The 26,363-nt window shown below is 66.9% G+C and carries 26 protein-coding genes; 14 read left to right on the forward strand and 12 right to left on the reverse strand.

Going from position 1 to position 26,363, the window contains the following annotated elements:
* Positions 1 to 39: 39 nt before the first annotated feature.
* Positions 40 to 525, reverse strand: a complete 486-nt coding sequence (locus DPV74_RS22490) for an Lrp/AsnC family transcriptional regulator (RefSeq protein ID WP_006408082.1) — start codon at positions 523 to 525, stop codon at positions 40 to 42.
* A 139-nt stretch (positions 526 to 664) separates the two neighbouring features.
* Between DPV74_RS22490 and phhA the strand changes: the two genes are divergently transcribed.
* A complete protein-coding gene (gene phhA, locus DPV74_RS22495; RefSeq protein ID WP_059676020.1) occupies positions 665 to 1,558 on the forward strand; it encodes a phenylalanine 4-monooxygenase in 894 nt (297 codons plus the stop codon).
* 79 nt (positions 1,559 to 1,637) lie between these two features.
* On the forward strand, positions 1,638 to 2,015 hold the full coding sequence (locus tag DPV74_RS22500) for a 4a-hydroxytetrahydrobiopterin dehydratase (RefSeq protein ID WP_255221837.1): 378 nt from the start codon (positions 1,638 to 1,640) through the stop codon (positions 2,013 to 2,015).
* A gap of 92 nt (positions 2,016 to 2,107) precedes the next feature.
* Here DPV74_RS22500 and DPV74_RS22505 read toward each other — a convergent pair whose 3' ends face one another.
* Positions 2,108 to 2,338 (reverse strand): DUF3717 domain-containing protein, encoded by a 231-nt coding sequence (locus DPV74_RS22505; RefSeq protein ID WP_021160419.1) that lies wholly within the window; start codon positions 2,336 to 2,338, stop codon positions 2,108 to 2,110.
* A 122-nt stretch (positions 2,339 to 2,460) separates the two neighbouring features.
* On the opposite strand from DPV74_RS22505, the gene DPV74_RS22510 reads away from it, so the two are divergent.
* Entirely contained in the window at positions 2,461 to 3,153 is a 693-nt protein-coding gene (locus DPV74_RS22510; protein ID WP_006401494.1) for a response regulator transcription factor, read from the forward strand.
* A gap of 118 nt (positions 3,154 to 3,271) precedes the next feature.
* Positions 3,272 to 4,756 (forward strand): sensor histidine kinase, encoded by a 1,485-nt coding sequence (locus tag DPV74_RS22515; RefSeq protein WP_060349826.1) that lies wholly within the window; start codon positions 3,272 to 3,274, stop codon positions 4,754 to 4,756.
* A gap of 127 nt (positions 4,757 to 4,883) precedes the next feature.
* On the opposite strand, the gene DPV74_RS22520 is transcribed toward DPV74_RS22515, so the two are convergent.
* From DPV74_RS22520 to mnmC, 7 genes are all read right to left on the reverse strand, one after another.
* The gene (locus DPV74_RS22520; protein ID WP_027788727.1) at positions 4,884 to 5,417 is read right to left on the reverse strand and encodes an SET domain-containing protein; all 534 of its coding nucleotides are present in this window, start codon (positions 5,415 to 5,417) and stop codon (positions 4,884 to 4,886) included.
* Positions 5,418 to 5,595: 178 nt separating this feature from the next.
* The gene (locus tag DPV74_RS22525; protein ID WP_119337990.1) at positions 5,596 to 6,708 is read right to left on the reverse strand and encodes an NADH:flavin oxidoreductase/NADH oxidase; all 1,113 of its coding nucleotides are present in this window, start codon (positions 6,706 to 6,708) and stop codon (positions 5,596 to 5,598) included.
* A 215-nt stretch (positions 6,709 to 6,923) separates the two neighbouring features.
* Positions 6,924 to 7,634 carry a glutamine amidotransferase gene (locus DPV74_RS22530; RefSeq protein WP_119337993.1) on the reverse strand — a complete coding sequence of 237 codons (711 nt, stop codon included), beginning with the start codon at positions 7,632 to 7,634 and terminating at the stop codon, positions 6,924 to 6,926.
* Positions 7,635 to 7,662: 28 nt separating this feature from the next.
* The gene (locus DPV74_RS22535) at positions 7,663 to 8,301 is read right to left on the reverse strand and encodes a MarR family winged helix-turn-helix transcriptional regulator (protein ID WP_027788730.1); all 639 of its coding nucleotides are present in this window, start codon (positions 8,299 to 8,301) and stop codon (positions 7,663 to 7,665) included.
* Positions 8,302 to 8,809: 508 nt separating this feature from the next.
* Positions 8,810 to 9,925, reverse strand: a complete 1,116-nt coding sequence (locus DPV74_RS22540) for a YbdK family carboxylate-amine ligase (RefSeq protein WP_021160413.1) — start codon at positions 9,923 to 9,925, stop codon at positions 8,810 to 8,812.
* 14 nt (positions 9,926 to 9,939) lie between these two features.
* Positions 9,940 to 11,154, reverse strand: a complete 1,215-nt coding sequence (locus DPV74_RS22545) for a cation:proton antiporter (protein WP_027788731.1) — start codon at positions 11,152 to 11,154, stop codon at positions 9,940 to 9,942.
* A gap of 670 nt (positions 11,155 to 11,824) precedes the next feature.
* On the reverse strand, positions 11,825 to 13,795 hold the full coding sequence (mnmC, locus tag DPV74_RS22550) for a bifunctional tRNA (5-methylaminomethyl-2-thiouridine)(34)-methyltransferase MnmD/FAD-dependent 5-carboxymethylaminomethyl-2-thiouridine(34) oxidoreductase MnmC (RefSeq protein WP_119337991.1): 1,971 nt from the start codon (positions 13,793 to 13,795) through the stop codon (positions 11,825 to 11,827).
* Positions 13,796 to 14,183: 388 nt separating this feature from the next.
* Here mnmC and DPV74_RS22555 point away from each other — a divergent pair, with 388 nt between their 5' ends.
* Complete coding sequence (locus DPV74_RS22555) at positions 14,184 to 14,462, forward strand: HU family DNA-binding protein (protein WP_006401505.1); 279 nt, start codon at positions 14,184 to 14,186, stop codon at positions 14,460 to 14,462.
* Positions 14,463 to 14,580: 118 nt separating this feature from the next.
* Here the strand turns inward: DPV74_RS22555 and DPV74_RS22560 are convergent, their stop codons facing one another.
* Entirely contained in the window at positions 14,581 to 15,894 is a 1,314-nt protein-coding gene (locus DPV74_RS22560) for a GTP-binding protein (RefSeq protein ID WP_027788733.1), read from the reverse strand.
* A 159-nt stretch (positions 15,895 to 16,053) separates the two neighbouring features.
* A complete protein-coding gene (locus DPV74_RS22565) occupies positions 16,054 to 16,503 on the reverse strand; it encodes a lytic transglycosylase domain-containing protein (protein ID WP_027788734.1) in 450 nt (149 codons plus the stop codon).
* Between the two features lie 367 nt (positions 16,504 to 16,870).
* Between DPV74_RS22565 and gspD the strand changes: the two genes are divergently transcribed.
* Genes gspD through gspF form a run of 3 tightly spaced genes read left to right on the forward strand, consistent with a single transcriptional unit; the run spans position 16,871 to position 21,934 of the window.
* Positions 16,871 to 19,216, forward strand: coding sequence for a type II secretion system secretin GspD (gspD, locus tag DPV74_RS22570; RefSeq protein ID WP_027788735.1), 2,346 nt, complete (start codon positions 16,871 to 16,873; stop codon positions 19,214 to 19,216).
* A complete protein-coding gene (gspE, locus tag DPV74_RS22575) occupies positions 19,213 to 20,712 on the forward strand; it encodes a type II secretion system ATPase GspE (RefSeq protein ID WP_027788736.1) in 1,500 nt (499 codons plus the stop codon). The genes gspD and gspE overlap by 4 nt, the downstream gene beginning before the upstream one ends.
* Positions 20,713 to 20,716: 4 nt before the next feature.
* On the forward strand, positions 20,717 to 21,934 hold the full coding sequence (gene gspF, locus DPV74_RS22580; protein WP_021160406.1) for a type II secretion system inner membrane protein GspF: 1,218 nt from the start codon (positions 20,717 to 20,719) through the stop codon (positions 21,932 to 21,934).
* Between the two features lie 30 nt (positions 21,935 to 21,964).
* Here gspF and DPV74_RS22585 read toward each other — a convergent pair whose 3' ends face one another.
* Entirely contained in the window at positions 21,965 to 22,375 is a 411-nt protein-coding gene (locus DPV74_RS22585; protein ID WP_027788737.1) for a type II secretion system protein N, read from the reverse strand.
* A 175-nt stretch (positions 22,376 to 22,550) separates the two neighbouring features.
* Between DPV74_RS22585 and gspG the strand changes: the two genes are divergently transcribed.
* The 6 genes from gspG to gspL form a co-directional block, all read left to right on the forward strand.
* Positions 22,551 to 23,003, forward strand: a complete 453-nt coding sequence (gene gspG, locus DPV74_RS22590; protein ID WP_027788738.1) for a type II secretion system major pseudopilin GspG — start codon at positions 22,551 to 22,553, stop codon at positions 23,001 to 23,003.
* Between the two features lie 39 nt (positions 23,004 to 23,042).
* A complete protein-coding gene (locus DPV74_RS22595) occupies positions 23,043 to 23,612 on the forward strand; it encodes a GspH/FimT family pseudopilin (protein ID WP_060205333.1) in 570 nt (189 codons plus the stop codon).
* Positions 23,613 to 23,614: 2 nt separating this feature from the next.
* Positions 23,615 to 24,049 carry a type II secretion system minor pseudopilin GspI gene (gene gspI / locus DPV74_RS22600; protein ID WP_027788740.1) on the forward strand — a complete coding sequence of 145 codons (435 nt, stop codon included), beginning with the start codon at positions 23,615 to 23,617 and terminating at the stop codon, positions 24,047 to 24,049.
* A complete protein-coding gene (locus DPV74_RS22605; RefSeq protein ID WP_119337992.1) occupies positions 24,027 to 24,716 on the forward strand; it encodes a type II secretion system protein J in 690 nt (229 codons plus the stop codon). Before gspI ends, DPV74_RS22605 begins: the two co-directional genes overlap by 23 nt.
* A gap of 2 nt (positions 24,717 to 24,718) precedes the next feature.
* On the forward strand, positions 24,719 to 25,852 hold the full coding sequence (gene gspK / locus DPV74_RS22610; RefSeq protein WP_027788741.1) for a type II secretion system minor pseudopilin GspK: 1,134 nt from the start codon (positions 24,719 to 24,721) through the stop codon (positions 25,850 to 25,852).
* 26 nt (positions 25,853 to 25,878) lie between these two features.
* On the forward strand, positions 25,879 to 26,363 hold a 485-nt coding region (gspL, locus tag DPV74_RS22615), incomplete at its 3' end, for a type II secretion system protein GspL (protein ID WP_240440008.1).

The raw sequence follows: 26,363 nt of genomic DNA on the forward strand, positions 1-26,363 counted from the left end.
CCTCCGGCCCTGCCGCGCCGTCGCCGCCCTGCCGCCGTGTCAGGCCGCGCCGGGCGCGAGGTGCGCGAGCGGCAGCGCGCCGTTGCGCTTGAAGGTCGTCAGCACGATGTTCGAGCGCACGCTGTCGACGCCCGGCACGCGCATCAGCTTCTTCATCACGAACTGTGACAACGCGTTCAGGTCGGGCGCGACGATCCGCAGCAGGTAGTCCGCGTCGCCCACCACCGCATGGCATTCGAGCACTTCGGGCAGCACGTCGATCTGCTGCTGGAACTGCTCGATGATCGAATCGCCGTGGTGCTTGAGCTTGAGGCTCGTGAACGCGGTGACGCCGAGCCCGAGCTTTTCGGGCCGGAGCATCACGCGGTAGCCTTCGATCACGCCGGCCGCCTCGAGCCGCTGCAGCCGCCGGCCGATCTGCGACGGCGACAGCGGCACCTCCTCGCCGAGCTGCTGATGCGTCGCGCGGCCGAAGCGCTGCAGCACGTCCAGCAGCGCGAGATCGAAGTGATCGAGTTCCAGCATGAGCATTCTCCGCATTGATCCTTGATTTGATGCGCGATTATCGCATCATCGTGCGAATCAACGCCAATATTGCGCCCATTCCGCGCGCAGCCCGCTCTACACTTGCATGGTTCACAACCGCCGCGTGCAGAGCCAGATCATGTCCACCGTCGTCACCGCGAAACTGCAGGAGCAGTTCGATGCGGGCCTCGAAACCCGCGCCGATTTCACCATCGACCAGCCGCTCGCGCGATACGGCCAGGTCGACCACGCGGTGTGGAAGCAGCTCTATGCGCGCCAGTCGGCGCTGCTGCGCGGGCGCGCGTGCGACGCGTTCGTCGCGGGGCTCGGGAAGATCGACCTGCCGGCCGATCGCGTGCCGTCGTTCGCCGACGTGAACCGCCAGCTGAAGCCGGCAACGGGCTGGGAGATCGTCGCCGTGCCGGGCCTCGTGCCCGACCGCGTGTTCTTCGAGCATCTCGCGAACCGGCGCTTCCCGGTCACCTGGTGGATGCGCCGCCCCGACCAGCTCGACTACCTGCAGGAACCCGACTGCTTCCACGATCTCTTCGGCCACGTGCCGCTGCTGATCGACCCGGTGTTCGCCGACTACATGCAGGCGTACGGCCGCACCGCGCTCGCGGTCGCCGACGACGAAGCGGCGCTGGCGCGGCTCGCGCGACTCTACTGGTATACGGTGGAATTCGGGTTGATCCGCGATCCGCGCGGCACGAACGGCCTGTCGATCTACGGCGCCGGGATCGTATCGAGCAAGGGCGAAAGCCTGTACAGCCTCGAAAGCGCGGCGCCGAACCGGCTCGGCTTCGACCTCGAGCGCGTGATGCGCACGAAGTACCGGATCGACACGTTCCAGAAGACCTACTTCGTGATCGACGATTTCGCGCAACTGTTCGCGCTCGCCGACGTCGACGGCCGCGCGCTGGCCGACCGGCTGGCGGCGCTGCCCGAGTTCGCGGCCGGCGCGGTGCTCGACACCGATCGCGTGCTGCATCGCGGCACCGGCGAAGGCTGGCCCGACGACGCCGACGCGTGACCCGCGAACGCGCCGATGGTCGCCGGATGGCCGTCCCCGGATGCCCGTCGCCGGATGGCCGTCCCACAACTATGAAACAATGACCGGTGCCGGCTTCGTCGCGCGGCGCAGCCGCGCGCGGGCGCCGTTACCGAACGAGAGGTGCAAGATGATCCACAAGCTCACATCAGAAGAACGCAAGACCCGGCTCGAAGGCCTGCCGCTCTGGTCGGCCGTACCGGGCCGCGACGCGATCCAGCGCAGCCTGCGCTTCGCCGATTTCAACGAAGCCTTCGGCTTCATGACCCGCGTCGCGATCAAGGCGCAGGAAATGAACCACCATCCGGAATGGTTCAACGTGTACAACCGCGTCGACATCACGCTGTCGACCCACGACGCCGACGGCCTGACCGAACGCGACATCGAACTGGCGCTTTTCATCGACCTTGCCGGCGCGCACGCGAAACCGGCCGCCTGACACCTTCCCCTACCGCCGCGCGTCCTTTGATGCGCGGCGCGTCAACTTTTCATTTCGATGAACGTTTTCTAGGATGTAGTCAGCGAAAGCCTTCAGCTTTCCAAGCCATCCTTAAGGCGCACGTAAGTCTCGTACGCATTCCGTGCCTTGGGGTCCAAACCTTCCAGTTGCAGCGCGCCTTGGCGCTGTACAATCAGCAGCGCATACGGCTTGGAAAGCGCGCTGGCCTCTTCGCAGAGTTTGAGTTCGTCGCCGCTCGACGGCGAGCGGGCGCGCCAGAAATTGATCGCGGCTTCTAGGTCGTTGATCGAAATATCGGACATGATTGGATTTAATCGTTCGCTGGCCGCCATGCTTGATGTCAGGTGTCGCGGCACCCCTGTGGAAACGGCGTCGTGCTGTCCGCGTGCCTGAACCGCCAACCCATTGTACTTGAGCGAACTTCATGCGACTCCTTCTGATCGAAGACGACCGCCCCATCGCACGCGGTATCCAAAGCAGCCTCGAGCAGGCTGGCTTCACCGTCGACATGGTGCATGACGGCATCTTTGCCGAACAGGCGCTGGCACAGAATCGCCACGAACTCGTGATCCTCGACCTCGGCCTGCCGGGCATCGACGGGATGACGCTGCTCACGCGCTTCCGCCAGACCAACCGCCACACGCCCGTCATCGTGCTGACCGCACGCGACGAGCTGAACGACCGGATCCAGGGCCTGAACTCCGGCGCCGACGACTACATGCTCAAGCCGTTCGAGCCGGCCGAGCTCGAAGCGCGCATCCGCGCGGTGATGCGCCGCAGCGGCCCGCACAGCGACATGCCGCGCCCGGAAGTGTCGCTCGGCGGCGTCCGCCTGTCGGGCGTCGATCGCCGCATCTTCAACGACGACAAGCCGCTCGAACTGTCGCCGCGTGAATTCGCGGTGCTCGAGATGCTGCTGCTGCGTCACGGCCGCGTCGTCAGCAAGGCCCAGCTGCAGGATCACCTCACGCACTTCGGCGGCGATCTCGGCGACACCGCGATCGAAGTCTACGTGCACCGCGTACGCAAGAAACTCGAGCAGTGCCGCGTCGAAATCGTCACGGTGCGCGGCTTCGGCTACCTGCTGCAGGAAATCCGCCAGACAGCGAGCGTCTGAACGGCGGTGCGGCGCACCGGCCGGCCTGGCCGCCGGCGCGCCCACCCTGCCCGCATCGCCGCCCGGCGTACGACCGCGCCGCTCCCCGTGAGCGGCGCTTATCCATTTGCCCGTCGAAATGTCACCTGATCCGGCTGTGACCACCAGCCTGCGCCGCTCGCTGCTTCGGCGCCTCGCCGCCCCGTTGTCGATGCTCGCACTGATGAGTGGCCTGATCGCCTACTGGCTCGCGTGGCAATACACGCAGCACGTGATCGACCGCTCGCTCGCCGATCTCGCAACCGCCATTTCCAAACAGATCCAGATCGCCGGCCCCGACGCGCCGTTTACGGTGCCGCCGCTCGCGCAGGCGATGTTCTCCGATCCCGCCGAAGCGCTGATCTACCGGATCAGCGACGGCGAACAGGAACTCGCCGGCGATCCGAAGCTGCCGCTGCGGGGCATCAACGTGCGCCGCATGCATCACGCGTACGTGTTCGAGGCCGAATACGACAATCGCGCGGTACGGGTCGCGCAGGTGCGCGTCGACAACGTCGAAGGCGGCAAGCCGATGGTCGTCGAGGTCGCGCAGCCGGTGCGGCACCGCTACCGGATCGCGGCCGAATTCCTCGTCGCGATCATGATGCCGCTGCTGCTGCTGCTGCTCGCGGGCTGGGGCATCGTGTGGCGCGTCGTCAACCAGCAGCTCGGCCCGCTCACGCATCTGGCCGATTCACTGAACCGGCAGACCCACACGTCGCTGGAACCGGTCGACGAAACCGAGGTGCCGCTGGAAATCCGGCCGCTGACGAGCGCGATGAACGCCCTGCTCGGCCGCCTGAAAACCGCGCTCGACGCGCAGCGCAAGTTCATCGCCGATGCCGCGCACCAGTTGCGCACGCCGCTCACGGCCGTGAAGCTGCACGCGGAGCAAGCGGCCGTGGCACGCGACCCGCACCAGACCTTCGCCGCGGTGCGCGAGCTGCGCGCGGCCGCCGACCGCGCGGTACGACTGTCGAACCAGTTGCTGTCGCTCGCGCGCGCGGAACCGGGCGAGCAGGCCGCGCGGTTCGTCGACGTCGACCTCGCGGCGATGGCATTCGAGACGGGTGCCGAATGGGTGCCGCGCGCACTCGCGTCGCACGTCGACCTCGGCTTCCAGCGCACCGACGATCCGGGTGACGACGAGAAGCTGGTCGTGCGCGGCAACCCCGTGCTGTTGCGCGAGGTGATCGCGAACCTGCTCGACAATGCGCTGAAGTACGTGCCGCTCGCGCGGCCGGACGGTGCGCGGATCACGGTGAACGTCGCGCGCGGCGCGCTCGAGGACGGCCAGCCGGCCGCCGAGATCGTCGTCGAGGACAACGGCCCCGGCGTGCCCGCCAACCAGCAGGCCGACCTGTTCAAGCGCTTCTTCCGCGGCGACGCGCAAAACGGCAACGGCGTCGAGACGGGCGCCGGGCTCGGCCTCGCGATCGTGCACGACATCATCGCGATGCACGGCGGCACCGTATCGTACGAGGATGCGTCGGAAGGCGGCTCGCGCTTCGTGGTGAGGGTGCCGCTGGCTGCACGCACGGACAAGCCGGCCAGCGAAACCCCGGCCACCGCGTCGACGCACTGAGCGATTCGCGGCGGGCGGCCCCTGGCCGGGTCGCGCGCCGGATGACGAAGGCGGAAAACCCGGCCGCATGACGCAGCAGCCGGGCGCTGAAACGGCAGCGGCAACGCACGATGCGCCGCCGCCTGCGTCACTTCCTGTTTTTCTTGTCCTTCGAACGGGACTCGGACTTGCCGTCCTTCTTGTCCTTCTTCTTTTTCTTCTTCTTGCCGCCGTCGTCGGACGTCGCGAGCAGCGTGCCGCGGCACGACGATGCGCCGCAATGGCACGCGTATTCGCGCTTGAGCGACTTCGTCAGCTTCGCATCGATCACGAGGCCGTAGTCGTAGAACAGTTCCTCTTCCGGCCCGATGTCGCGCAGCGCGTGGATGTACACGCGGCCTTTGACTTCCTCGGCTTCGCAGTTCGGTGCGCACGAGTGGTTGATCCAGCGCGCGCTGTTGCCGTCGATCTTGCCGTCGATCACCCCGCCCTCGTCCAGTGCGAAGTAGAACGTATGGTTCGGTTCGCTCGGGTCGTGCGGATGGCGACGCAGCGCTTCCTTCCACGAAATTCGTTCGCCCTTGTATTCCACTACGCGCTCGCCGGCCTTGATCGGCGCCACGGCGAACACGCCCTTGCCGTGTACTCCCGAGCGGCGCACCGCGATCCTGCGTGAACTCATCGAACGAATCCTTGTGAAAACGACTTGAATGGGGCCGCCGCGATCGCGGCCTGGCGTCGCGCAAAACGAAAACGCGGCACCGGTCGGTGCCGCGTCGGGACATGCGGCGAATCACCCGCATCCTACACGTTCACGATTGCTTCGTTCAACATCACGCGCAATATTGCGCGTGCGATGCTCAACGCTGGCCGAAGGCGACGTCGCCGAACAACGTCTTGTGCTCGCGCGGCTGCGAACGCCAGTACTGCGGCGGCGCCGTCACCTGCGCACCGAGCTCGGCCGCCGCGTGCCACGGCCAGCGCGGGTCGTACAGCATCGCACGCGCCATCGCGACGAAATCGGCATCGCCGGCCTCGATGAGCCGGTTCGCATGCGCGGGTTCGTTGATCAGCCCGACGGCAACCGTCGGCATGCCGACCGCGCGCTTCACCGCCTGCGCGAACGGCACCTGGTAGCCGGGCGACAGCGGGATTTTCTGCAGCGGCGACACGCCGCCGGACGACACGTCGATCCAGTCGCAGCCGCGGCGCTTCAGTTCGTGCGCGAACGCGATCGTATCGTCGAGCTCCCAGCCGCCTTCGACCCAGTCGGTGGCCGACACGCGCACGCCGACCGGCCGGTCCTCCGGCAACGCCGCGCGCACGATTTCGAAGATCTCGAGCGGAAAGCGCATCCGGTTTTCGAGCGAGCCGCCGTATTCGTCGGTGCGCTGGTTCGCGAGCGGCGACAGGAACTGGTGCAGCAGGTAGCCATGTGCCGCATGCACCTCGATCGCGTCGATGCCGAGCCGTGCGGCACGCTTCGCCGAGGCCGCGAATGCTTCGCGGATCCGGTTCAGGCCGGCGGCATCGAGGGCGAGGGGCGGCGTCTCGCCGTCCTTGTGCGGCACGGCCGACGGTGCATGCGGCAACCAGCCGCCGTCGGCGACCGACACGAGCTGACCGCCCTGCCACGGCACGTTGCTCGACGCCTTGCGCCCCGCATGCGACAACTGCATCGCGACGCGGATCGGCGAATGCTTGCGGATCGCGGCCAGCACGGGCTTCAGCGCGGCTTCGGTCACGTCGTCCCAGAGGCCGAGGTCGCCATGCGTGATGCGCCCGTCGGGTTCCACCGCGGTCGCCTCGATGCAGAGCAGCCCCGCGCCCGACAGCGCGAGATGGCCGAGGTGAATCATGTGCCAGTCGGTCGCCTCACCGCGCTCGGCCGAATACTGGCACATCGGGGAGATCACGATCCGGTTCGGAAGAGTCACGCCGCGCAGCGTGAACGGGGAAAACAGCGCAGTCATGGAGGCCGCTCGCCAGGAAAGGAAAGAGCGAACGAGCGTAGCACGCAGGCCGCAAGCGTGCTGACGGTGCACGCGGCAGTAAGCGGATGGTCAGGTACGGCCCGCGGCGGGTTGCGGGCGACGCGGCAAACAGCGCGCATACGGCGATGCGCCGGCCTGCAACGGACGCGGGCCGGGCAACCGCTTCGCGGCAAACGGCAGTGCCGCTTGCCGCGTCAGAGTCCGACGCCGTCGAGCCACTCCGCGAACATCCGTCGCGCGGCCGCCTCGAGCGCGGGGCCGTGCTGCGCGGTATCGGCGCGCAACTGGCGCGCGTCGATGCCGGGCGTGGCCGCGATTTCGCCGGCGTTGGCGATCAGCCACGGTTCGAAGCGGTCGGTGCGGATTTCCGGATGGCATTGCAGCGCCAGCACGTGCTGGCCCCACGCGAATGCCTGGTGGCGGCAAGCCGGTGTCGACGCGAGATGAATCGCACCGCCCGGCAGGTCGAACGTGTCGCCATGCCAGTGCAGCATCGACGTCGCCGCGCCATCGAGATGGCGCAGCGGCGATGCGCGGCCGGCATCGGTGAGCGTCAGCGGCGTCCAGCCGAGTTCGTGCTGAGCGGCCGGGTAGACGCGCGCGCCGAGCGCCCGGGCGATGAACTGCGCGCCGAGGCAGATGCCGAGGATCGGCAGCCCGGCGTCGATGCGCGTGCGCACGAGCGCCGCGAGCGGCGCGATCGTCGGATACTGCGCGTCGTCGTACACGCTGAGCGGCCCGCCGAGCACGACGATGAGCGACGGTTCGAGTACGTTGAGCACCTCGAAGCGCGACGACCCGACGTCGACGTAGCGCACCCGCCGGCCCCGTTCGCCGAGCACCTGCTCGAAACTCCCGAGATCCTCGAAGTGCACGTGGCGGATCGCCACGACTTCAGCGTTCATCATCGGCCTCCCGGTCGATCGACGGACGTCAGCCGGCGAAAATCTTCCAGGTCTTCTTCTGCGTCGCCGCGTCGGCTTCTTCCTGCACCGAGCAGTCGAGACGCAGATCGCTGTCGGACATCGAGATGTCGAGCGCCGCGCAATGATGCACGGTCTTCTTCGACAGCTTGCCCGGCTGGAAGTGGGCGCACGTCAAACACATGCGCTGCGGCGGCGTCGCACCGGCCACCTGCAGTTCGCGCAGCGTCTTCAGCAGCGCGCGATACAGTGCGCCCTGCTCGTCCGCGCCGAGCTTGCCGACGGCTTTCGTCAGGAATTCAGGCCATTGCAGCGCCTTCTTCGCGGCCGTGCGGCCACGGGCCGACAGGCGCACGGCCAGTGCGCGGCCGTCGTCCAGCGCGCGGCGCTTCTCGACGAGCCCCTTCGTCTCGAGCGTGCTGACCGCATCGCTCGTGGTCGCCGCGGTCAGCTGCGTCTCGCGCGCGATCTCGCCGAGCCGCATCGGGCCCTTGCGCTGCAGCAGCAGCACGAGAATCTCGCCCTGCGTCGGCGTGAGGCCAGCGCCTTCCGCCCAATCCCATGCCTGGCTTCGCATGGCCGTACTCAACCGCAGCAGGCTGTGGGTCACACGTCCCGAAGCCTGATTCCCGTAAACGCCTTCGCTCATAGTCTTTTCGCTTTGCCGCCGCCCGGTTTGCCGAGCGGCCGTAGTGTGGAGATCGAATGTCTATCTCAAAACAGACACGCTCTTGCGAGTGCGTCAGCACGGCCGTCGCGAGGGCACACGCGGCGGTCGCGTTCGCGGCGACCGGTAAGACACGCATCGTTCCGGTGTCCGCAAAGCCGACATTCTAAGCGAGAGCGGAAAATCGCACAGCTAAGTTATCCCCTTCATTCTGTGGAAAATCACTGGATAACCAAAATTTTTCGTTGTGCCTGCAATGCCGAACGCCCGCGCAGCGGGGTGTCGGGACATTTTCCTGTTCGGATCGGCCATCGGGCCGACCGCAATGATCCACCGGGTTATCCCGCGCACAGATCGTTGACTTTGCAGCGGAATATCGGGTTATCCACAGATTTTCAGGACAACCGGCAACGATTTCGGCGTCAATCGAGGCCGCCAGCCGTTCAGTGAATCGCGACTCGGTCGACCCCGTAATCTGCAAAACATTTTTTCATTCGCGCCAACGTAAGCACTGCTGGCGGACCGTCTCGTTGAGCGATTTTTCCTGTTTGAAAACGGTTCTCAACCACGAGGCGTCGTTCACGCGCGCCTGGGCCAGTGCGCCGATCTCGTCGAGCGCCGCGCGCGAACCGAGCGCGGCCGCATGCGGCGCGATCCGGTCGAGCGTGTCGAGGATGTCCTCGGCGATGGTACGGCGCTCACCCGTCTGAGGATTCACGCAGGTGCCCTCGAGCCCGAAGCGGCACGCCTCGAAACGGTTGAACGTGTAGACGAGGTAGTCGTCCTCCGACAGCTTCAGCGGCCGGTCGGTCAGCAGGTAGCGTGCGAGCGTCTGGATGTAGCAGGCGATCGCCGCCGCGCGGTCGACCGACAGCGGCGTGTCCATCACGCGCACCTCGATCGTCCCGTAGCCGGGTTTCGGGCGGATGTCCCAGTAGAAGTCCTTCATCGAGTTGACGACACCCGTGTTCACCATCTTCGTGAAGTACTCCTCGAAGCTGTCCCAGGTCAGCACGAACGGCGCGCGGCCCGACAGCGGGAACGCGAACACCGAATTCAGGCGGGCCGAATGGAAGCCGGTGTCGACGTTCTGCACGAACGGCGACGACGCGGACAGCGCGATGAAATGCGGAATGAAGCGCGACATCGAGTGCAGCAGGAACAGCGCACTGTCGGGATCGGGGCAGCCGATGTGCACGTGCTGGCCGAACACGGTGAACTGTTTGGCCAGGTAACCGTACAGTTCGGAGATGTACTGGAAGCGCGGCGCATCGTAGATCTGCCGGTCGCTCCATTGCTGGAACGCATGCGTGCCGCCGCCGGCCAGCCCGACGTTGAGCTGGTCGGCCGCCTTCACGAGCACGTCGCGGATCGCGTGCAGCTCGCTCACCGCCTGCTCGTGCGAATGGCAGATGCCGGTCGACAGCTCGATCATGCTCTCGGTGATTTCCGGCGTGATGTTGCCCGGAAAGGTCTCGCCCTGGATCAGGCGCATCAGGTCGGATGCCGCTTTGGTCAGGTCGTAGTTGTGCGTGTTGACGACCTGGATCTCCAGTTCGACGCCGAACGTGAACGGCTCGGAATTGACGAAGGTTTCGAGTGCCATGGCAGGTTCCGGAATCAGTTGCTGTCGCTGCGCTCACCGACCGCCGACAGGCAGCGGTAGACGATGAACGGGCTGACGAGCTGCAGGATCACGATCGTGCACATCACGATCGCGCGCAGGTGCGGGTCGAAATTCGGATAGAGCTGGTAGGTGTCGTCGACGAGCAGGTACGACAGCGCGGACATCGGCGTGAGCGCGATGCCGAGCGCGATGCCCTGCTTCATCCCGATGCCGCTCGGCTTCGCGAACGCGACGACACCGGCCAGCTTCGCGACGAGCCGCGTGACGATCAGCACGATCGCGAGCAAGCCGCCGAGCGCGATGTCGCCCCATGTGAACGACGTGAGCGTGAGCACGAACAGGACCACCGTCAGCAGCCAGCCGGCCGTGCCGAAATGCTCGGGCCACAGCTGCGGGCGCGCCTCGAGGTTCTTCACGATGATGCCGGCGAGCAGCAGCGTGAGCAGCGTCGACAGCTTCAGTGCCTGGGCCACCGCGATCGCAAGCATCACGAGCCCGAACAGCGCGACGAACGAATGCTCGTCGCGCATCGTCGACGTCATGTGACGGAACAGGAAATTGCACGAACGCGCGACGAGATACGCGACGATGAACGAACCGGCGAGCAGGTAGAGCGGCTGCAGGATCGTCGCGAAAACGTTGCCGTACGCTTCCTGGTGGAGCCAGCTCGTCACGAGCTTGGTCAGCACGATCGCATAGACGCTGTTGAGCGCGGTGAGCGTGATGAGGCGTTGCGACACCTGCCCTTCCGCGCGCAGTTCGGTCTTCAGCTGGATCACCATCGATGGCGATGTCGCGATCGCGATCGCCGACAGCACGAGCGCGACCATCCCCGATACGCCGAGCGCCAGCATCACGAACAGCACCAGCACGAACGTCAGCGTGGCTTCGGCGAGGCTCGACGCGACGAGCCACGGATTGCGCCGGATCCAGCGCAGGTCGAGACGGCTGCCGAGCTCGAACAGCAGCAGGCCGAGCGCGACGTCGATCAGCAGCCGCGAGGTTTCGTCGGTGCTTGCATCGATCACGCCGAATCCGAACGATCCGGCGACGAGACCGATCACCGCATAACCGGTGATGCGCGGCAGCCGCCATGCGCGATAACACAGCTCGCCGCACAGGCCGGCCGCGAACAGCGCGAGCCCGGCCCAGAACACGGCATCCGGCGTAAGCGGCCAGTTGGGCAGGAATGAGAACGCCGACTTCATCGTGGTGACTTCTCCTTTGGAAGCGACCGCCAGCGACACAGGGTCAAGCGTCAGAAATGGATGCGCGCCGGCTGGGTATCGCCCCGAATGTGATTGTTGTGTCGACGACGGCGGGACATGGGATCCGCCTGTTCCGCCACAGGGCGGAAAGTCGCTCAGGTTGCCGATCTGGATTGTCGGCCTGGTGTGTGAACGGACTGCGCAGTCTCGAAGATTCAGATTCGAAATCGTGCCGACCGTTCCATTGAAGCATGTCCGGCGCCTGGCCGGATGAACGCGAAGGAAACCGATTGTGCCACAGCTTTTTCGGTCTGGAACCCATTGATTCGACTCGCGGCGCTGTGCGGCACCCCAGGTCTTTGGTTTCAAAGGTTTACTTGTATATATACGTAGTAGAAGTTAACAAGGCGCGCACAGTTCTGTGGATAACTTCGGTTTACGTCGACGGATCAAGGTGTTGGAGAGTCCATAACCCGTTGCACAGGCTGTTCGTGCACAGAAGTTTCGATTGAGCAACTTTCGGGCCGTTTCACAGCTGTGCCGAGTTGCCCAGTTTACGTCCACTGTGATTGCACATGAAGTGCGTGCGGATTCCGCGCGGTTATCCACAGCATCGAGTGGATAACCTTGCGCGAAAAAATCGAGAAACTGTGATCGGCTCGGGGACCGGTCAGCCGGCCTGGCTGACGCGGCGCGCGCGCAATGCGCGGATCAGGAAGCGTGCGGGATCGACGGCATCGGCGAGTTCGCGTTCGAGCGGCCACGGCTCGCCTTCGAGTTGCGATGCGATCAGTTCGGCGCCGAGTGCGGCCCATATGAGGCCGCGCGAACCGAAACCGAATGCGCCGTAGAGTCCGGGCATGCGCGGCAGGTCGCGCGCCTGCGCGCCGCTCAGCGCGCGTGCTTTGGCGACGGCTCCGGCTTCGTCCGCGAGCGGGCCGATGAGCGGCAGTCGATCGCCGACGACCCAGCGGAACGCAACGCGGCCGCGCAGCGTGCCGGGATCCGGCACGTCGCCGATCAGGCCCGGCAGCAGACGGCGCACGCGCTCGAGGTTTTCGGCGTGACCGGCCGCGCGCATCGCGGGATCGACGTCGTCGGGCTCGAAAGTTGCGCCGATCAGCAGCGTGCCGTCGTCGAGCGGTACCGCGTAACCGTCGCCGATCGCCGGGCACGGCAGCGGTGCCGTGCTGCCGGGGGGCAGCAACGTGAGCTGGCCACGCACCGGTTGCAGCGCGACGTGCTGCAACCCGGCGAGGCGTGCGGCATCGCCGGCATTCGCGAGCACGACGACGGGCGCTTCGGCCAGTGTGCCACCCGCATCGTCGAGCGCATGCCAAGCATCGCCCCGCCGTTCGAGTCGTGCCACGGCGGTGGACGCGAGCAAGCGCACGCGCTCGCCGGCCGCCTCGCACTGGGCCGCGCAAAGGCCGGCCGGCCAGACGGCGCCGCCGTGCGGAAACAGCAGGCCGCCGTGCGCGACCGGCAGGTTCAGATGGGCGCGCGCGGCATCGGCGTCGAGCAGCGATACGTAGTCGGACGGTGCGCCGAACGCATCGAAAGCATCACGTATCCGCGCGAAGTCGTCGGCCGATTCGGCGAGATGAATCATCCCGCGCGTGCTGCGCGCGAATGCATGGCCCGCGCGTTCGAGTGCGCGCCAGCGTGCGATCGCGTGCAGGAAGCCGCCGCGCGTGAGCCGGCTCGCGACGTTGTCGTCGCGCGTCATCAGCGGATGGAACACGCCGGCCGGATTGCCCGACGCCTCGCTCGCGATCCGCTCGTGCCGTTCGATCAGCGTGACCTCCCAGCCGCGCGCGGCGAGACGTTCGACGACCGCGCAGCCCGCCAGGCCCGCGCCGATCACGATCGCGCGGCGTGCCGCAACGGGCAATGCGAGCGGCGGCTCGTGCCGGCGCGCGCGCCAGCGCGGCGCGTATTCGCCGACGAGCATCACGAACTTGCCGGCAAACCCGTTGACCTTGCGATACGTGAAACCCGCGTCGGTGAGCGCTTGTTTCACGACGCCCGAACTCGAATACGTCGCGAAGGTCGCGCCTTCGGCAGCGAGGCGTCCGAGGGCGCGGAACACGTCGGCCGACCACATGTCCGGGTTTTTCGCCGGCGCGAAACCGTCCAGATAAAACGCATCGGCACGTGCGACGAGTTTCGGCAGCATCTCGCGCGCGTCGCCGAATGCAAGCGTGAGCACGACCCGCCCGTCGTCGAATTCGAGCCGGTGCAAACCCGGCACGAGCGTCGGCCACGCATCGGCAAGCATCGCGGCTTCGGCCGACATGGTTGTGTTCGCAACGATATGGGAAAGCGCCTTGCGCAAGTCGTCGCGCGAGAACGGGTGCTTCTCGACCGACACGAAATGCAGCCGCTCGCAGCGTGCGGGATCCTCGCGCCACGCGGCCCAGGTCGCGAGGAAGTTGGCGCCCGTGCCGAACCCCGTCTCGACGATCGTGAACGTGCGGCGGCCTTGCCAGCGCGCCGGCAGCCGGTTGCCCGCGACGGACACGTAGTTCGCCTGCGCGAGCGCGCCCGCGACGTTGTGATAGATGTCGCCGAACTCGGGCGACACGAGCGTGCCGTCGTCGCGGATGGCGAACGTGGCGGGAACAAGTCGGTCGGTCATGCGAAACAAAAAACGTGGCAGCCAAGCCTGGCAAGGGATTGCGCGGGGCCGTCCGTCCGGCCGTTGGAAAAAGCCAACGGGGCGGCGCACGGGCGGACCGCGCTGCGTATCCTGTCCGGTTGGCGCTGGTCAAAAAATGGGCAGTCCGTGATTCATTCGGCGAAATACCGATGAAAATCTTTGAAACCCTTGTCGTTATTGGGTTTGCGCTGCGCTATCATAGCAACGCCGTACCGCGGGGTGGCCGCCGGCATACCGGAGGGCGCGTCGCGCGGGCCAGGATTCGGCGCTGTGTCGTCGGAGTCTGACTCTCGACGGCACGGTTCGCGCACGTATAATCGGCGCGTTCGCGCTGTTCGTGTCAACCTAACCTGATAAAGGAACCTTAATGAACAAACAGGAACTGATCGACGCCGTCGCCGCCCAAACGGGCGCCAGCAAGGCTCAAACCGGCGAAACGCTGGACACGCTGCTCGAAGTCATCAAGAAGGCCGTGTCGAAGGGTGATGCGGTTCAGCTGATCGGCTTCGGCAGCTTCGGTTCGGGCAAGCGCGCAGCACGTACGGGCCGCAACCCGAAGACGGGCGAAACCATCAAGATCCCGGCAGCCAAGACGGTCAAGTTCACGGCTGGCAAGGCGTTCAAGGACGCCGTCAACAAGCGTTAATCCAGCGCCTGTTCCAAGAAAAACCCGCCTTTCGGCGGGTTTTTTGTTGGGCGCGCGCGGCATTTTCGCCACAGTCCGCGCCACTCTTGCAAGATTTAACGGTTGTTTTTACAACGCGTTACACGTGCACGATCTGCGTGTCGCCGTGATCGTCGTCGTCGTGCGAATCGATATCCCACACCGGGAACGGATCGTCGAACGCGTGCCATCCCGCCGCGCCGAGCGCGAATTCCGCATCGGTCAGCAGGCACGCATCGAGTTTCTCGCGCCACGCATCCGCGTCGAGCGCGATGCCGATCAGCACGAGTTCCTGCCGGCGATCGCCCACTGCGCGATCGTCGAGATCGCCGTGCCATTCGGCGCGGATTTCCGCGAGCAGTTCGTCGTCGTCCGGCCATTCCGCGCGATCCTGCGCCGCCCACCACAGACCCGCCGGGCCATGCCGGCATACGCCGCCCGCCTGCGACAGCGAGCCCGCGATGTCGTTGCGCGTCGCGAGCCAGAAGAAGCCCTTGCTGCGCAGCACGCCCGGCCACTCCTGGTGCAGCAGCGCCCAGAGCCGTGCCGGATGAAACGGCCGGCGCGCGCGGTAAACAAAATTGCCGATGCCGAATTCGTCGGCTTCGCCGTGCACGTGCGCATGATGTTCGTCATGGCAGTCCGGGTCGTCGCAATGCGTGTGATCGTGATCGAGCGATGCGAGCCAGCCCGGCGCGTTCGCGGCCTCGTCGAAATCGAAACGGCCCGTGTTCAGCACTTCGTCGAGCGGCACGTTGCCGAACGTCGACACGACCTGGTGCGCGCGCGGGTTCAGGCGCGCGAGGATGTGCTGCAGGCGTGCGAGTTCGTCGGCGCCGACGAGGTCGGCCTTGTTGATCACCAGCACGTCGCAGAATTCGATCTGCTCGATCAGCAGCTCGACGAGCGTGCGGTCGTCCTCTTCCGAGGCGGCGATGCCGCGGGTTGCGAGCGCGTCGTCCGAGCCGTAGTCGCGGAGGAAGTTGTACGCGTCGACCACGGTGACGAGCGTGTCGAGCCGCGCGATCGCGGACAGCGACGTGCCGTCGTCGTCGACGAACGTGAAGGTTTCGGCGATCGGCATCGGCTCCGCGATACCGGTCGATTCGATCATGATCGCGTCGAAGCGGCCTTCGGACGCGAGGTTGCGGATCTCGACGAGCAGGTCGTCGCGCAGCGTGCAGCAGATGCAGCCGTTCGACATCTCGACGAGGCGTTCCTCGACGTGCGACAGCGCCTGCGCGTCACGCACGAGCGATGCGTCGATATTGACCGCAGCGAGATCGTTGACGATCACGGCGACTTTCAGGCCCGCGCGGTTCGCGAGGACATGGTTGAGCAGCGTGGTCTTGCCGGCGCCGAGGAAACCGGACAGCACGGTGACGGGCAACGGCTGGTTCATAGCCGGATTCATAGCGATACGCACCAACGGAAAAATTGAACAAGCGGCCGCAGCGCCCTTCCGGGGCGCGATCGTCCCGCGGACGGGCGAAATTGCGGCGTGAGATCCGCATTGTGCATCAAACGCGCGCCGGCCGGCCGGTACGGCGTCAGGCCGCGCCGGGCCGCAGCGTCATTGCACGGGCGGCAACAGCTTCCACTGCGTCAGGATGGCGGCGATCTGCCGCGCGTACTTGTCGCGCAGCGACGGTGTTTCCGAATGATAGGCGCCGACCGCCTGCCACGTGTTGCCGTAGCGGTTCATCTTCTGCTTGAGATGCCACGCGGCGATGTAGACGTTCTTGCACGGCTCCATCAGCGTGTCGCGGCCGATCCCGTAGCGAGACAGCGTCGGCAGGTGGATCGAATTGATCTGCATCAGGCCGTAGTCGACCGAGCCGTTCGTGTTCTTGTTCAGCGCGCCGGGCCGGTTGCGCGACTCCTGCCACGCGATCGCGCGCAGGATCAGCGGATTGACCTGCTGATATTTTGCCGCCTCGTCGAAACAGTCCGCGCGAGCGTTCGCGCTGGCGAAACACGCGCCGGCGGCGATCAACGCAATCGAGGCGAACCGTCTGTTCATGGTGCGGAATCGATAATAAATTGCGCGAAGGTCGGGAAAACCCGTGCCTGTTATTCGTGCGATGAGAAACGCGCCGCCCGTATCATACCGACAGTCCGTCAGCTTGCGACATACAGGAATACGGCAGCCCGGTTATACCGCATTTCCGTGTCGGTTCATCGTGAAACGGGGGCGATGGCCGGGATGCAGAGCATAGCGCCGAACATTACATATTGCATACGGCTCGCAGAATACATGTCGTATGTGAGACAGTCCTCGGGTCAATGTGATATTTCGGACATGAAAAACTGCTAATGTCGCCTCTTTAGGACTTGGATCCCAGCACTACCGCCGGAAGTGGCCTGAGCCGGCATCGACCCATTCATCCATGACAAGAAATCGCTTCGTTATGCGGCGTGTCGCCACGACCCTGATCGTCGCCGGCCTCATCGTTTCGCAGGCCGCCTACGCTCAGGTCACGCTCAACTTCGTGAATGCGGATATCGACCAGGTCGCCAAGGCGATCGGCGCCGCAACCGGCAAGACCATCATCGTCGACCCCCGCGTGAAGGGGCAACTCAACCTCGTGGCCGAACGGCCTGTGCCGGAAGACCAGGCGCTGAAGACGCTGCAGTCGGCGCTGCGGATGCAGGGCTTCGCGCTCGTGCAGGATCACGGCGTGCTGAAGGTCGTGCCCGAGGCCGACGCGAAGCTGCAGGGCGTGCCGACCTACGTCGGCAACGCGCCGCAGGCGCGCGGCGACCAGGTGATCACGCAGGTGTTCGAGCTGCACAACGAATCGGCGAACAACCTGCTGCCCGTGCTGCGGCCGCTGATCTCGCCGAACAACACGGTGACGGCCTACCCGGCGAACAACACGATCGTCGTCACCGACTACGCGGACAACGTGCGACGCATCGCGCAGATCATCGCCGGCGTCGACAGCGCCGCGGGCGCGCAGGTGCAGGTCGTTCCGCTGCGCAACGCGAACGCGATCGACCTCGCCGCGCAGTTGCAGAAAATGCTCGACCCGGGCGCGATCGGCAACAGCGACGCAACGCTGAAGGTGTCGGTCACGGCCGACCCGCGGACCAACTCGCTGCTGCTGCGCGCGTCGAGCGCGTCGCGCCTCGCGGCCGCGAAGCGGCTCGTGCAGCAGCTCGACGCGCCGAGCGGGGTGCCCGGCAACATGCATGTCGTGCCGCTGCGCAATGCCGATGCGGTGAAGCTGGCGAAGACGCTGCGCGGCATGCTCGGCAAGGGAAGCGGCAGCGACAGCGGCTCGTCGGCATCGTCCAACGATGCGAACAGCTTCAACCAGAACGGCGGCTCGTCGTCGAGCGGCAACTTCTCGACCGGCACGTCCGGCACCCCGCCGCTGCCGTCGGGCGGCCTCGGCGGTTCGTCGTCCTCGTCGGGGTACGGCGGTTCGTCGGGCAGCGGCGGCGGTCTCGGCAGCGCCGGCCTGCTCGGCGGCGACAAGGACAAAGGCGACGACAACCAGCCGGGCGGCATGATCCAGGCCGACGCGGCGACCAACTCGCTGATCATCACCGCGTCGGATCCGGTGTACCGGAACCTGCGCTCGGTGATCGACCAGCTCGACGCGCGGCGCGCGCAGGTCTATATCGAAGCGCTGATCGTCGAGCTGAACTCGAATACGTCCGGCAACCTCGGTATCCAGTGGCAGGTCGCGAGCGGCCAGTTTCTCGGCGGCACGAACCTGAACCCCACTGGCGGTCTGGGCAACAGCATCATCAACCTGACGGCGGGCGGCGTGGCCAACGCCGCCGGCGGCATCACCGGCGGCGGGCTGGCCAACAATCTCGGGGCGCTGAGCCAGGGGCTCAACATCGGCTGGCTGCACAACATGTTCGGCGTGCAGGGGCTCGGCGCACTGCTGCAGTATTTCTCGGGCGTGAGCGACGCGAACGTGCTGTCGACGCCGAACCTGATCACGCTCGACAACGAGGAAGCGAAGATCGTCGTCGGCCAGAACGTGCCGATCGCGACCGGTTCGTATTCGAACCTGACGAGCGGCAACACGAACAATGCGTTCAACACCTACGACCGTCGCGACGTCGGCCTGACGCTGCACGTGAAGCCGCAGATCACCGACGGCGGGATCCTCAAGCTTCAGCTCTACACCGAGGATTCGGCGGTCGTCGCGGGTACCACGAGCGCGCAGACCGGCCCGACCTTCACGAAGCGCTCGATCCAGTCGACGATCCTCGCGGACAACGGCGAGATCATCGTGCTCGGCGGCTTGATGCAGGACAACTACCAGGTGTCGAACAGCAAGGTGCCGCTGCTCGGCGACATTCCGTGGATCGGCCAGCTATTCCGTTCCGAAACGAAGCTGCGCCAGAAAACCAACCTGATGGTATTCCTGCGCCCGGTGATCATTTCCGATCGCAATACCGCGCAGGAAGTCACGGCCAATCGTTACGACTACATCCAGGGCGTGACGGGTGCGTACAAGTCCGACAACAACGTGATGCGCGACAAGGACGATCCGGTCGTCCCGCCGATGCCGATCGGCCCGAGCCAGGGTGGCACGGCCGCGGGCAACCTGTTCGATCTCGACAAGATGCGTCGCCAGCAGGTACAGCGCCAGGTGGTGCCGGTGCCGGCCCAGCCGTTGCCGGAGGCGACGCCCGCGCAGCCGCAGAGCGTGCCGCAGCAGGCGGTGCCGCAACAGCCGCTAACCGCCACGCCGGGAGCCTCGCAGTGAGCGACGTGCTCGCCTCTTCCGCCCACGACGGCGCGCCGGGCGAACGCCAGCCGCCGTCGCCGCTCGCCGCGCGGCTGCTGCCGTACGGCTTCGCGAAGAGCGGCCAGGTGCTGATCGCGCACCAGCTCGACGATACGCTCGAGGTGTGGATCAGCGAACGCACGAGCGATGCCGCGCTCGCGGAGATCGCGCGCAACTTCGGCTCGATCTCCGTGCATCGCGTGCCGGCCGACGAGCTCGCGCAGGCGATCAACCACGCGTACGCGCGCCAGGACGGCAGCGCCGCGCAGGTGGTCGGCGAGGTCGAAGGCGAAGTCGACCTGTCGCGGCTGATGCAGGACATCCCCGAAGTCGAGGATCTGCTCGAATCGGAGGACGACGCGCCGATCATCCGGATGATCAACGCGCTGCTTACGCAAGCGGCGCGCGAACAGGCATCGGACATCCACATCGAGCCGTTCGAGAACGCTTCCGTCGTGCGCTTTCGCGTCGACGGCACGCTGCGTGACGTCGTGCGGCCGAAGAAGGCGCTGCACGGTGCGCTGATCTCGCGGATCAAGATCATGGCGCAGCTCGACATCGCGGAGAAGCGTCTGCCGCAGGACGGCCGCATCACGCTGCGCGTCGGCGGCCGGCCGGTGGACGTGCGCGTGTCGACGCTGCCGACCGGGCACGGCGAGCGTGCGGTGCTGCGTCTGCTGGAAAAGGATGCGCAGCGGCTGAACCTCGAGGCGCTCGGGATGGGCCGCGACACGCTCGTCCAGTTCGACAAGCTGATCGCTCGCCCGCACGGCATCGTGCTCGTCACGGGCCCGACCGGTTCGGGCAAGACGACCACGCTGTATGCGTCGATGTCGCGGCTCGAAACCGCGACGACCAACATCATGACCGTCGAGGACCCGATCGAATACGACCTCGGCGGCATCGGCCAGACGCAGGTGAACGAGCGGATCGGGATGACCTTTGCCCGTGCGCTGCGCTCGATCCTGCGCCAGGATCCGGACGTGATCATGATCGGCGAGATCCGCGACCTCGAAACCGCGCAGATCGCGGTGCAGGCGTCGCTGACGGGCCACCTCGTGCTCGCGACGCTGCACACGAACGATGCGGCATCGGCCGTCACGCGTCTGACCGACATGGGCGTCGAACCCTACCTGCTCGCGTCGTCGCTGCTCGGCGTGCTCGCACAGCGGCTCGTGCGCCAGCTCTGCCCCGTCTGCAAGGAAGAACGCCAGGAAGAAGGCCGCACCGTGTGGCATCCGGTCGGCTGCGACAAGTGCGGGCATTCGGGCTACGCGGGCCGGCGCGGGGTATACGAACTGCTGCTGGTCGACGAGTCGATCCGCTCGCTGATCCACCGCAACGCGGCCGACGCGGAGATTCTCGCCGCCGGTCGTGCGGAAGGGATGCGCACGCTGCGCGACGATGCCGAGCGCTGGCTCGCGTCCGGCGCGACGTCGCTCGAGGAAGTGTTGCGCGTGACGGGAGGCGCATAGCGCGATGCCGGCATTCCGTTTCGAAGCAATCGATTCGGCGGGACGCGCGCAGAAGGGCGTCATCGACGCCGACAGCGCGCGTGCCGCGCGCGGCCAGCTGCGTACGCAGGGGCTGACGCCGCTCGTCGTCGAGCCGGCCGCCAGCGCGACGCGCGGGGCGCGGTCGCAGCGGCTCGCGTTCGGCCGCAAGCTGTCGCAGCGCGAACAGGCGATCCTGACGCGCCAGCTCGCGAGCCTGCTGATCGCTGGGCTGCCGCTCGACGAGGCGCTCGGCGTGCTGACCGAGCAGGCCGAGCGCGACTACATCCGCGAACTGATGGCCGCGATCCGCGCGGAAGTGCTCGGCGGCCATTCGCTCGCGAATGCGCTGGGCCAGCATCCGCGCGACTTCCCCGAAATCTATCGCGCGCTCGTCGCGGCCGGCGAGCACACCGGCAAGCTCGGCATCGTGCTGTCGCGCCTCGCCGACTACATCGAGCAAAGCAACGCGCTGAAGCAGAAGATCCTGCTGGCGTTCACGTATCCGGGGATCGTCACGCTGATCGCATTCGGCATCGTCACGTTCCTGCTGAGCTATGTCGTGCCCCAGGTCGTCAACGTGTTCGCGAGCACGAAGCAGCAGCTGCCCGTGCTGACGATCGTGATGATGGCGCTGTCGGATTTCGTGCGGCACTGGTGGTGGGCGATCCTGATCGCAGTCGTGCTCGTCGTGTGGTTCGTGAAGGCGACGCTGTCGCGTGACGGCCCGCGGCTGCGCTTCGACCGCTGGGTGCTGACCGCGCCGCTGGCAGGCAAGCTCGTGCGCGGCTACAACACGGTGCGGTTCGCGAGCACGCTCGGCATCCTCACCGCGGCGGGCGTGCCGATCCTGCGCGCGTTGCAGGCGGCCGGCGAGACGCTGTCGAACCGCGCGATGCGCGCGAACATCGACGACGCGATCGTGCGCGTGCGCGAAGGCTCCGCGCTGTCGCGCGCGCTGAACAACGTGAAGACGTTTCCGCCGGTGCTCGTGCACCTGATCCGTTCCGGCGAAGCGACGGGCGACGTGACGACGATGCTGGATCGTGCGGCCGAAGGCGAAGCGCGCGAGCTCGAGCGCCGCACGATGTTCCTGACGAGCCTGCTCGAGCCGCTCCTGATCCTGGCGATGGGCGGCATCGTGCTCGTGATCGTGCTGGCCGTGATGCTGCCGATCATCGAGCTGAACAACATGGTGCAGTAACGGCCCGACAGTCGATCGGGCCGCTACCGTTCAGCGCATGTAGATCGCGGGGGACGGCGTGTTCGCCGGCAGCTGGATTTCGGCGCGGGCGCCGTTGCGGTCGACGACGATCGAGCGGGGGCGGACTTCGGCGAGCTTCGCGCCGGGCGTGACCTCCGCACCGAGCGACACGGCGCGCGGCGGTTCGCCGCCGACGCCGACGATCGCGGCGGCACCGCGATCGAGCGAGAGGATGCCGAACAGGTGGATGTCCTGCACGGGATTCTTGTCGAGCTGACCGCCGAAGAGCGCCGCGGCGTCCTCGGTACGGATCGGCAGCCGCGCGGCGGCGGCGGGCAGCGGCGCTTCACGGGCTGACAGCGTGACGACCCAGTAGGTGGCCGTCGCGCACAAACCCGCGAAGAGGGCTAGGGAGAGGATCCGGATCGAGAGCGCGTTCATGCGCGCTATTGTACGGATCTATGTGAAATTTGCGTTGGGTGAAAGCCCTCGGCAATGCGCGCCTTACAATGCGTGCTCCGCGCCCGCGGGTCCGGAAGGTTGCCGTCAGGCAATCGTCCGGTGCACCGGGCGCGTCACGCAACCAACGACATTTTTTGGAAAGAGGTAGTCAGTCATGCAAACGTGGATCACTCGCCGCAACGCGGCCGTGCGTCGTCAGCGCGGTTTCACGCTGATCGAGATCATGGTGGTGGTCGCGATCCTCGGGATCCTCGCGGCGCTGATCGTGCCGAAGATCATGAGCCGCCCGGACGAGGCGCGCCGCATCGCCGCGAAACAGGACATCGGCACGATCATGCAGGCGCTCAAGCTGTACCGTCTCGACAACGGCCGCTACCCGACCCAGGATCAGGGCCTGAACGCACTGATCCAGAAGCCGTCCACTGATCCGATCCCGAACAACTGGAAGGACGGCGGTTATCTCGAGCGCCTGCCGAACGATCCGTGGGGCAACGGGTACAAGTACCTGAACCCGGGCGTGCACGGCGAGATCGACGTGTTCAGCTACGGCGCCGACGGCAAGGAAGGCGGCGACGGCAACGATACCGACATCGGTTCGTGGCAATAAGCGCTCACTGACCGGCCCGACGCTTCGTTCCCGTTCTTCATGCTCGCCATTCGCACGACCTCCCGCTGCGGTCGCGACCGCCGTGTGCGTTGCGGCGCGGCTTCGTCCGTGCCGGCGCATGCCGACGGCGGGCCGACGAAGCACGGTGCGCGGCGGCGTCGCACGCGCGGCTTCACGCTGCTCGAAATGCTGGTCGTGCTCGTGATCGCGGGCCTGCTCGTGTCGCTCGCGTCGCTGTCGCTCACGCGCAATCCGCGTACCGACCTGCGCGAGGAAGCGCAGCGCATCGCGCTGCTGTTCGAGACCGCCGGCGACGAGGCGCAGGTGCGTGCCCGGCCGATCGCGTGGCAGCCGACCGCACACGGCTTCCGTTTCGACGTGAGCTCGCCCGACGGCTGGCGCACGCTGCGCGACGACCTGCTGCGCCCGCGTGACTGGGACGGCGGCGTCACGGGCGCCGACATCGACTATCCGGGGTCCGACACGCGCGCGAGCCGCGTCGTGTTCGGCACCGAGAGCATCGACACGCCGGTGCGCGTGACGCTGCATTCGGCCGCCGGCAGCGCGACGATCGTCGGCACCGGCAACGGCCGCTACGAGGTGCAATGACGATGCGTCGTCGCCTGCCCTTCCCCGTTGCTTCATCGCACCGCCATGCCCCAACGGGACTGCATGCGCGGCGCGGTTTCACGATGATCGAGGTGCTGGTCGCGCTCGCGATCATCGCGGTCGCGCTCGCCGCGTCGATCCGCGCGGTCGGGACGATGGCGACCAACGCCTCCGATCTTCATCGCCGGCTGCTCGCCGGCTGGAGCGCCGACAACGCGCTCGCGCAGATGCGGCTCACGCATGCGTGGCCGGAGATCGGCGAGCAGAGTTTCGACTGCTCGCAAGGCAACGTGCAGCTCGTCTGCACGCAGCGCGTGAGCACCACGCCCAACCCGGTGTTCCGGCGCGTCCGGATTTCGGTGAGCACGCCCGGGCAGGCCGGCGTGCTCGCGCAGATGGTGACGGTGGTCGCGAATGAAACCAGCCGTCCGCTCTGACGCGCCGATGCGACGCCCGTTCGCCCGCCCCGCCCGCGGCTTCACGCTGATCGAGCTGATGATCGCGATCGCGATCCTCGCGGTGGTCGCGATTCTCGCGTGGCGCGGGCTCGACCAGATCATGCGCGGTCGCGACAAGGTCGCGGCCGCGATGGAAGACGAACGCGTGTTCGCGCAGATGTTCGACCAGATGCGCATCGACGCGCGGCTCGCCGCGACCGACGACGAAGCCGGCCAGCCGGCGATCGGCGTCGCCGGCAACACGCTGCAGATCGTCCGCGAACTCGAGGTGCCGGGCGTCGCGCCGCGGCTGCAGGTGGTCCGCTACCGGATCGCCGGCGGGCGGGTCGTGCGCTACGCGTCGCCGCCGGTCGACGACGCGAACCGGCTGCGCGGCATGCTGAAGGACAGCAGCGTCGAAGGCTGGAGCTGGGTCGCGCTGATGGGCGGCGTCGGCGCGATCGACGCGAAGCTGTACGTGCCGCGCGTGGGCTGGACCACCAACCTGCAGACGGCCGACGACGCGCTCGCGCAGAACAACGATGCGCTCAAGGTGCCGCAGCTCGGCAACGCGCCGCCGACGCGCGCGGTGACGGGGCTGCAGGTCAGCATCGGTGCGACGTCGCTGCGCGTGCCGGTCACGCGCATCTTCCTCGTCGGGGAATGACGATGCGCGCGCGCCCTCCCCGTTCATTGCCTGCCGCCCGTGCTGCCGGTCACGCACGGGCACGCGGCCGCCAGCGCGGCGCGGCGATCATCACCGCGCTGCTCGTCGTCGCGCTGTCGGCGATCCTCGTCTCGGGGATGCTGTGGCGCCAGCAGGTGCAGATCCGCCGCATTGAGAACCAGCGCGAGATCGCGCAGGCGCAGTGGGTCGCGCGCGGCGCGCTCGACTGGACGCGGATGATCCTGCGCTCCGAAGGCGATACGGCGCCCGGCATCACGTACCTCGGCGGCATCTGGGGCGTGCCGATCGCGAAGACGAAACTGTCGGACTTCCTCGGGCGGATCGGCGCGCCCAACGACGCCGGCGGCGAAGACACCTATATCTCCGGCTCGATCGAGGACGCCCAGGCGAAGTTCAACCTGCGCAACCTCGTGGCGTCGCCGGCGCCCGGCGTGCTGCAGTTGAACGTCACGCAGGTCCAGGCGTTCCAGCGCCTGCTGACGACGCTCGGCTACGACGGCGCGTTCGCGAAACGCGTCGCGCTGCAGGTGCGCGCGGGCCTGCTGAATTCGGCGACGCGTTTCCAGATGCCCACGCTGCCGGGCGGCGGCACGGCGCCGCCGGTCACCGCGCCGGTGGCGACCGATCAGCAGGGCGGCGGCGGCTTCACCGACGATCCCGGCATGACGGGCGGCGATCGCGGGCCCGCGCCGCTGATGATGACGGGGGTCGACAGCCTGCTCGACGTCGACGGCGTGACGCCCGAGATGGTCGCGCGGCTGCGCCCGTTCGTCACCGTGCTGCCGACCACGACGCCCGTGAACATGAACACCGCGCCGGCCGAGGTGATCGCGGCGCTGATCCCGGGGATGAGCGTGTCGTCCGCGCAGGCGCTCGTGTCGCGCCGCGAGACCGTGTTTTTCCGCAACGTCGCCGATGTGCAGCTCGCGCTGCGCGGCGCCGGTGCACCGCCGAACGTGACGCTCGACTCGAGTCTCGTCGACGTCAATTCGAGCTATTTCATCGTGCATGGCCGGATCCAGCACGAACGCGCGGAGGTCGATCGCACCTCGCTCGTGTATCGTGATCCGACCACGCATTCGACACGGGTCGTGCGCATTCGCGACCAGCTATAACGACGCCATTCGGGAGAGGAGCTCTTGTGAGCACGTTGATTGTTTCTTTGCCGCCGCGCGAGCCTGCCGTGCCGTTGCAGGAATGGCAGTGGCCCGAGCTGCCGTTCACGCTCGTCGACAAGGCCGGCCACGTGCAGCGCGCGGGCCGCGCCGCGCTGGCGCTGCTGCCGCGCGCGAATGCGACGGTGCTGATCGTCGCCGCGCGCGACGTGCTGCTGCTGGCCGCGACCGTGCCGCCGCTCAAGGGTCCGAAGCTGCGCCAGGCGCTGCCCAACATCGTCGAGGATCAGCTGATCCAGGATCCGCTCGGCTGTCACATCGCGCTCGATCCGGATGCGCTGCCCGACGGGCGCCGCGTGCTGGCCGTCGTCGATCGCGCGTGGTTCCGCACGATCTGCGAAGCGTTCACGGCGGCCGGCCACCGGCACCTGAGCGCGGTGCCCGCGACACGCTGCCTGCCGGCGCCGCACGCACCGGCCGCGCCGGCCGACGGCGAGGTCGACGTTGCGGC

It is taken from the genome of Burkholderia sp. HAN2018 (genome assembly GCF_024704855.1).
Lineage (GTDB): Bacteria > Pseudomonadota > Gammaproteobacteria > Burkholderiales > Burkholderiaceae > Burkholderia > Burkholderia cepacia.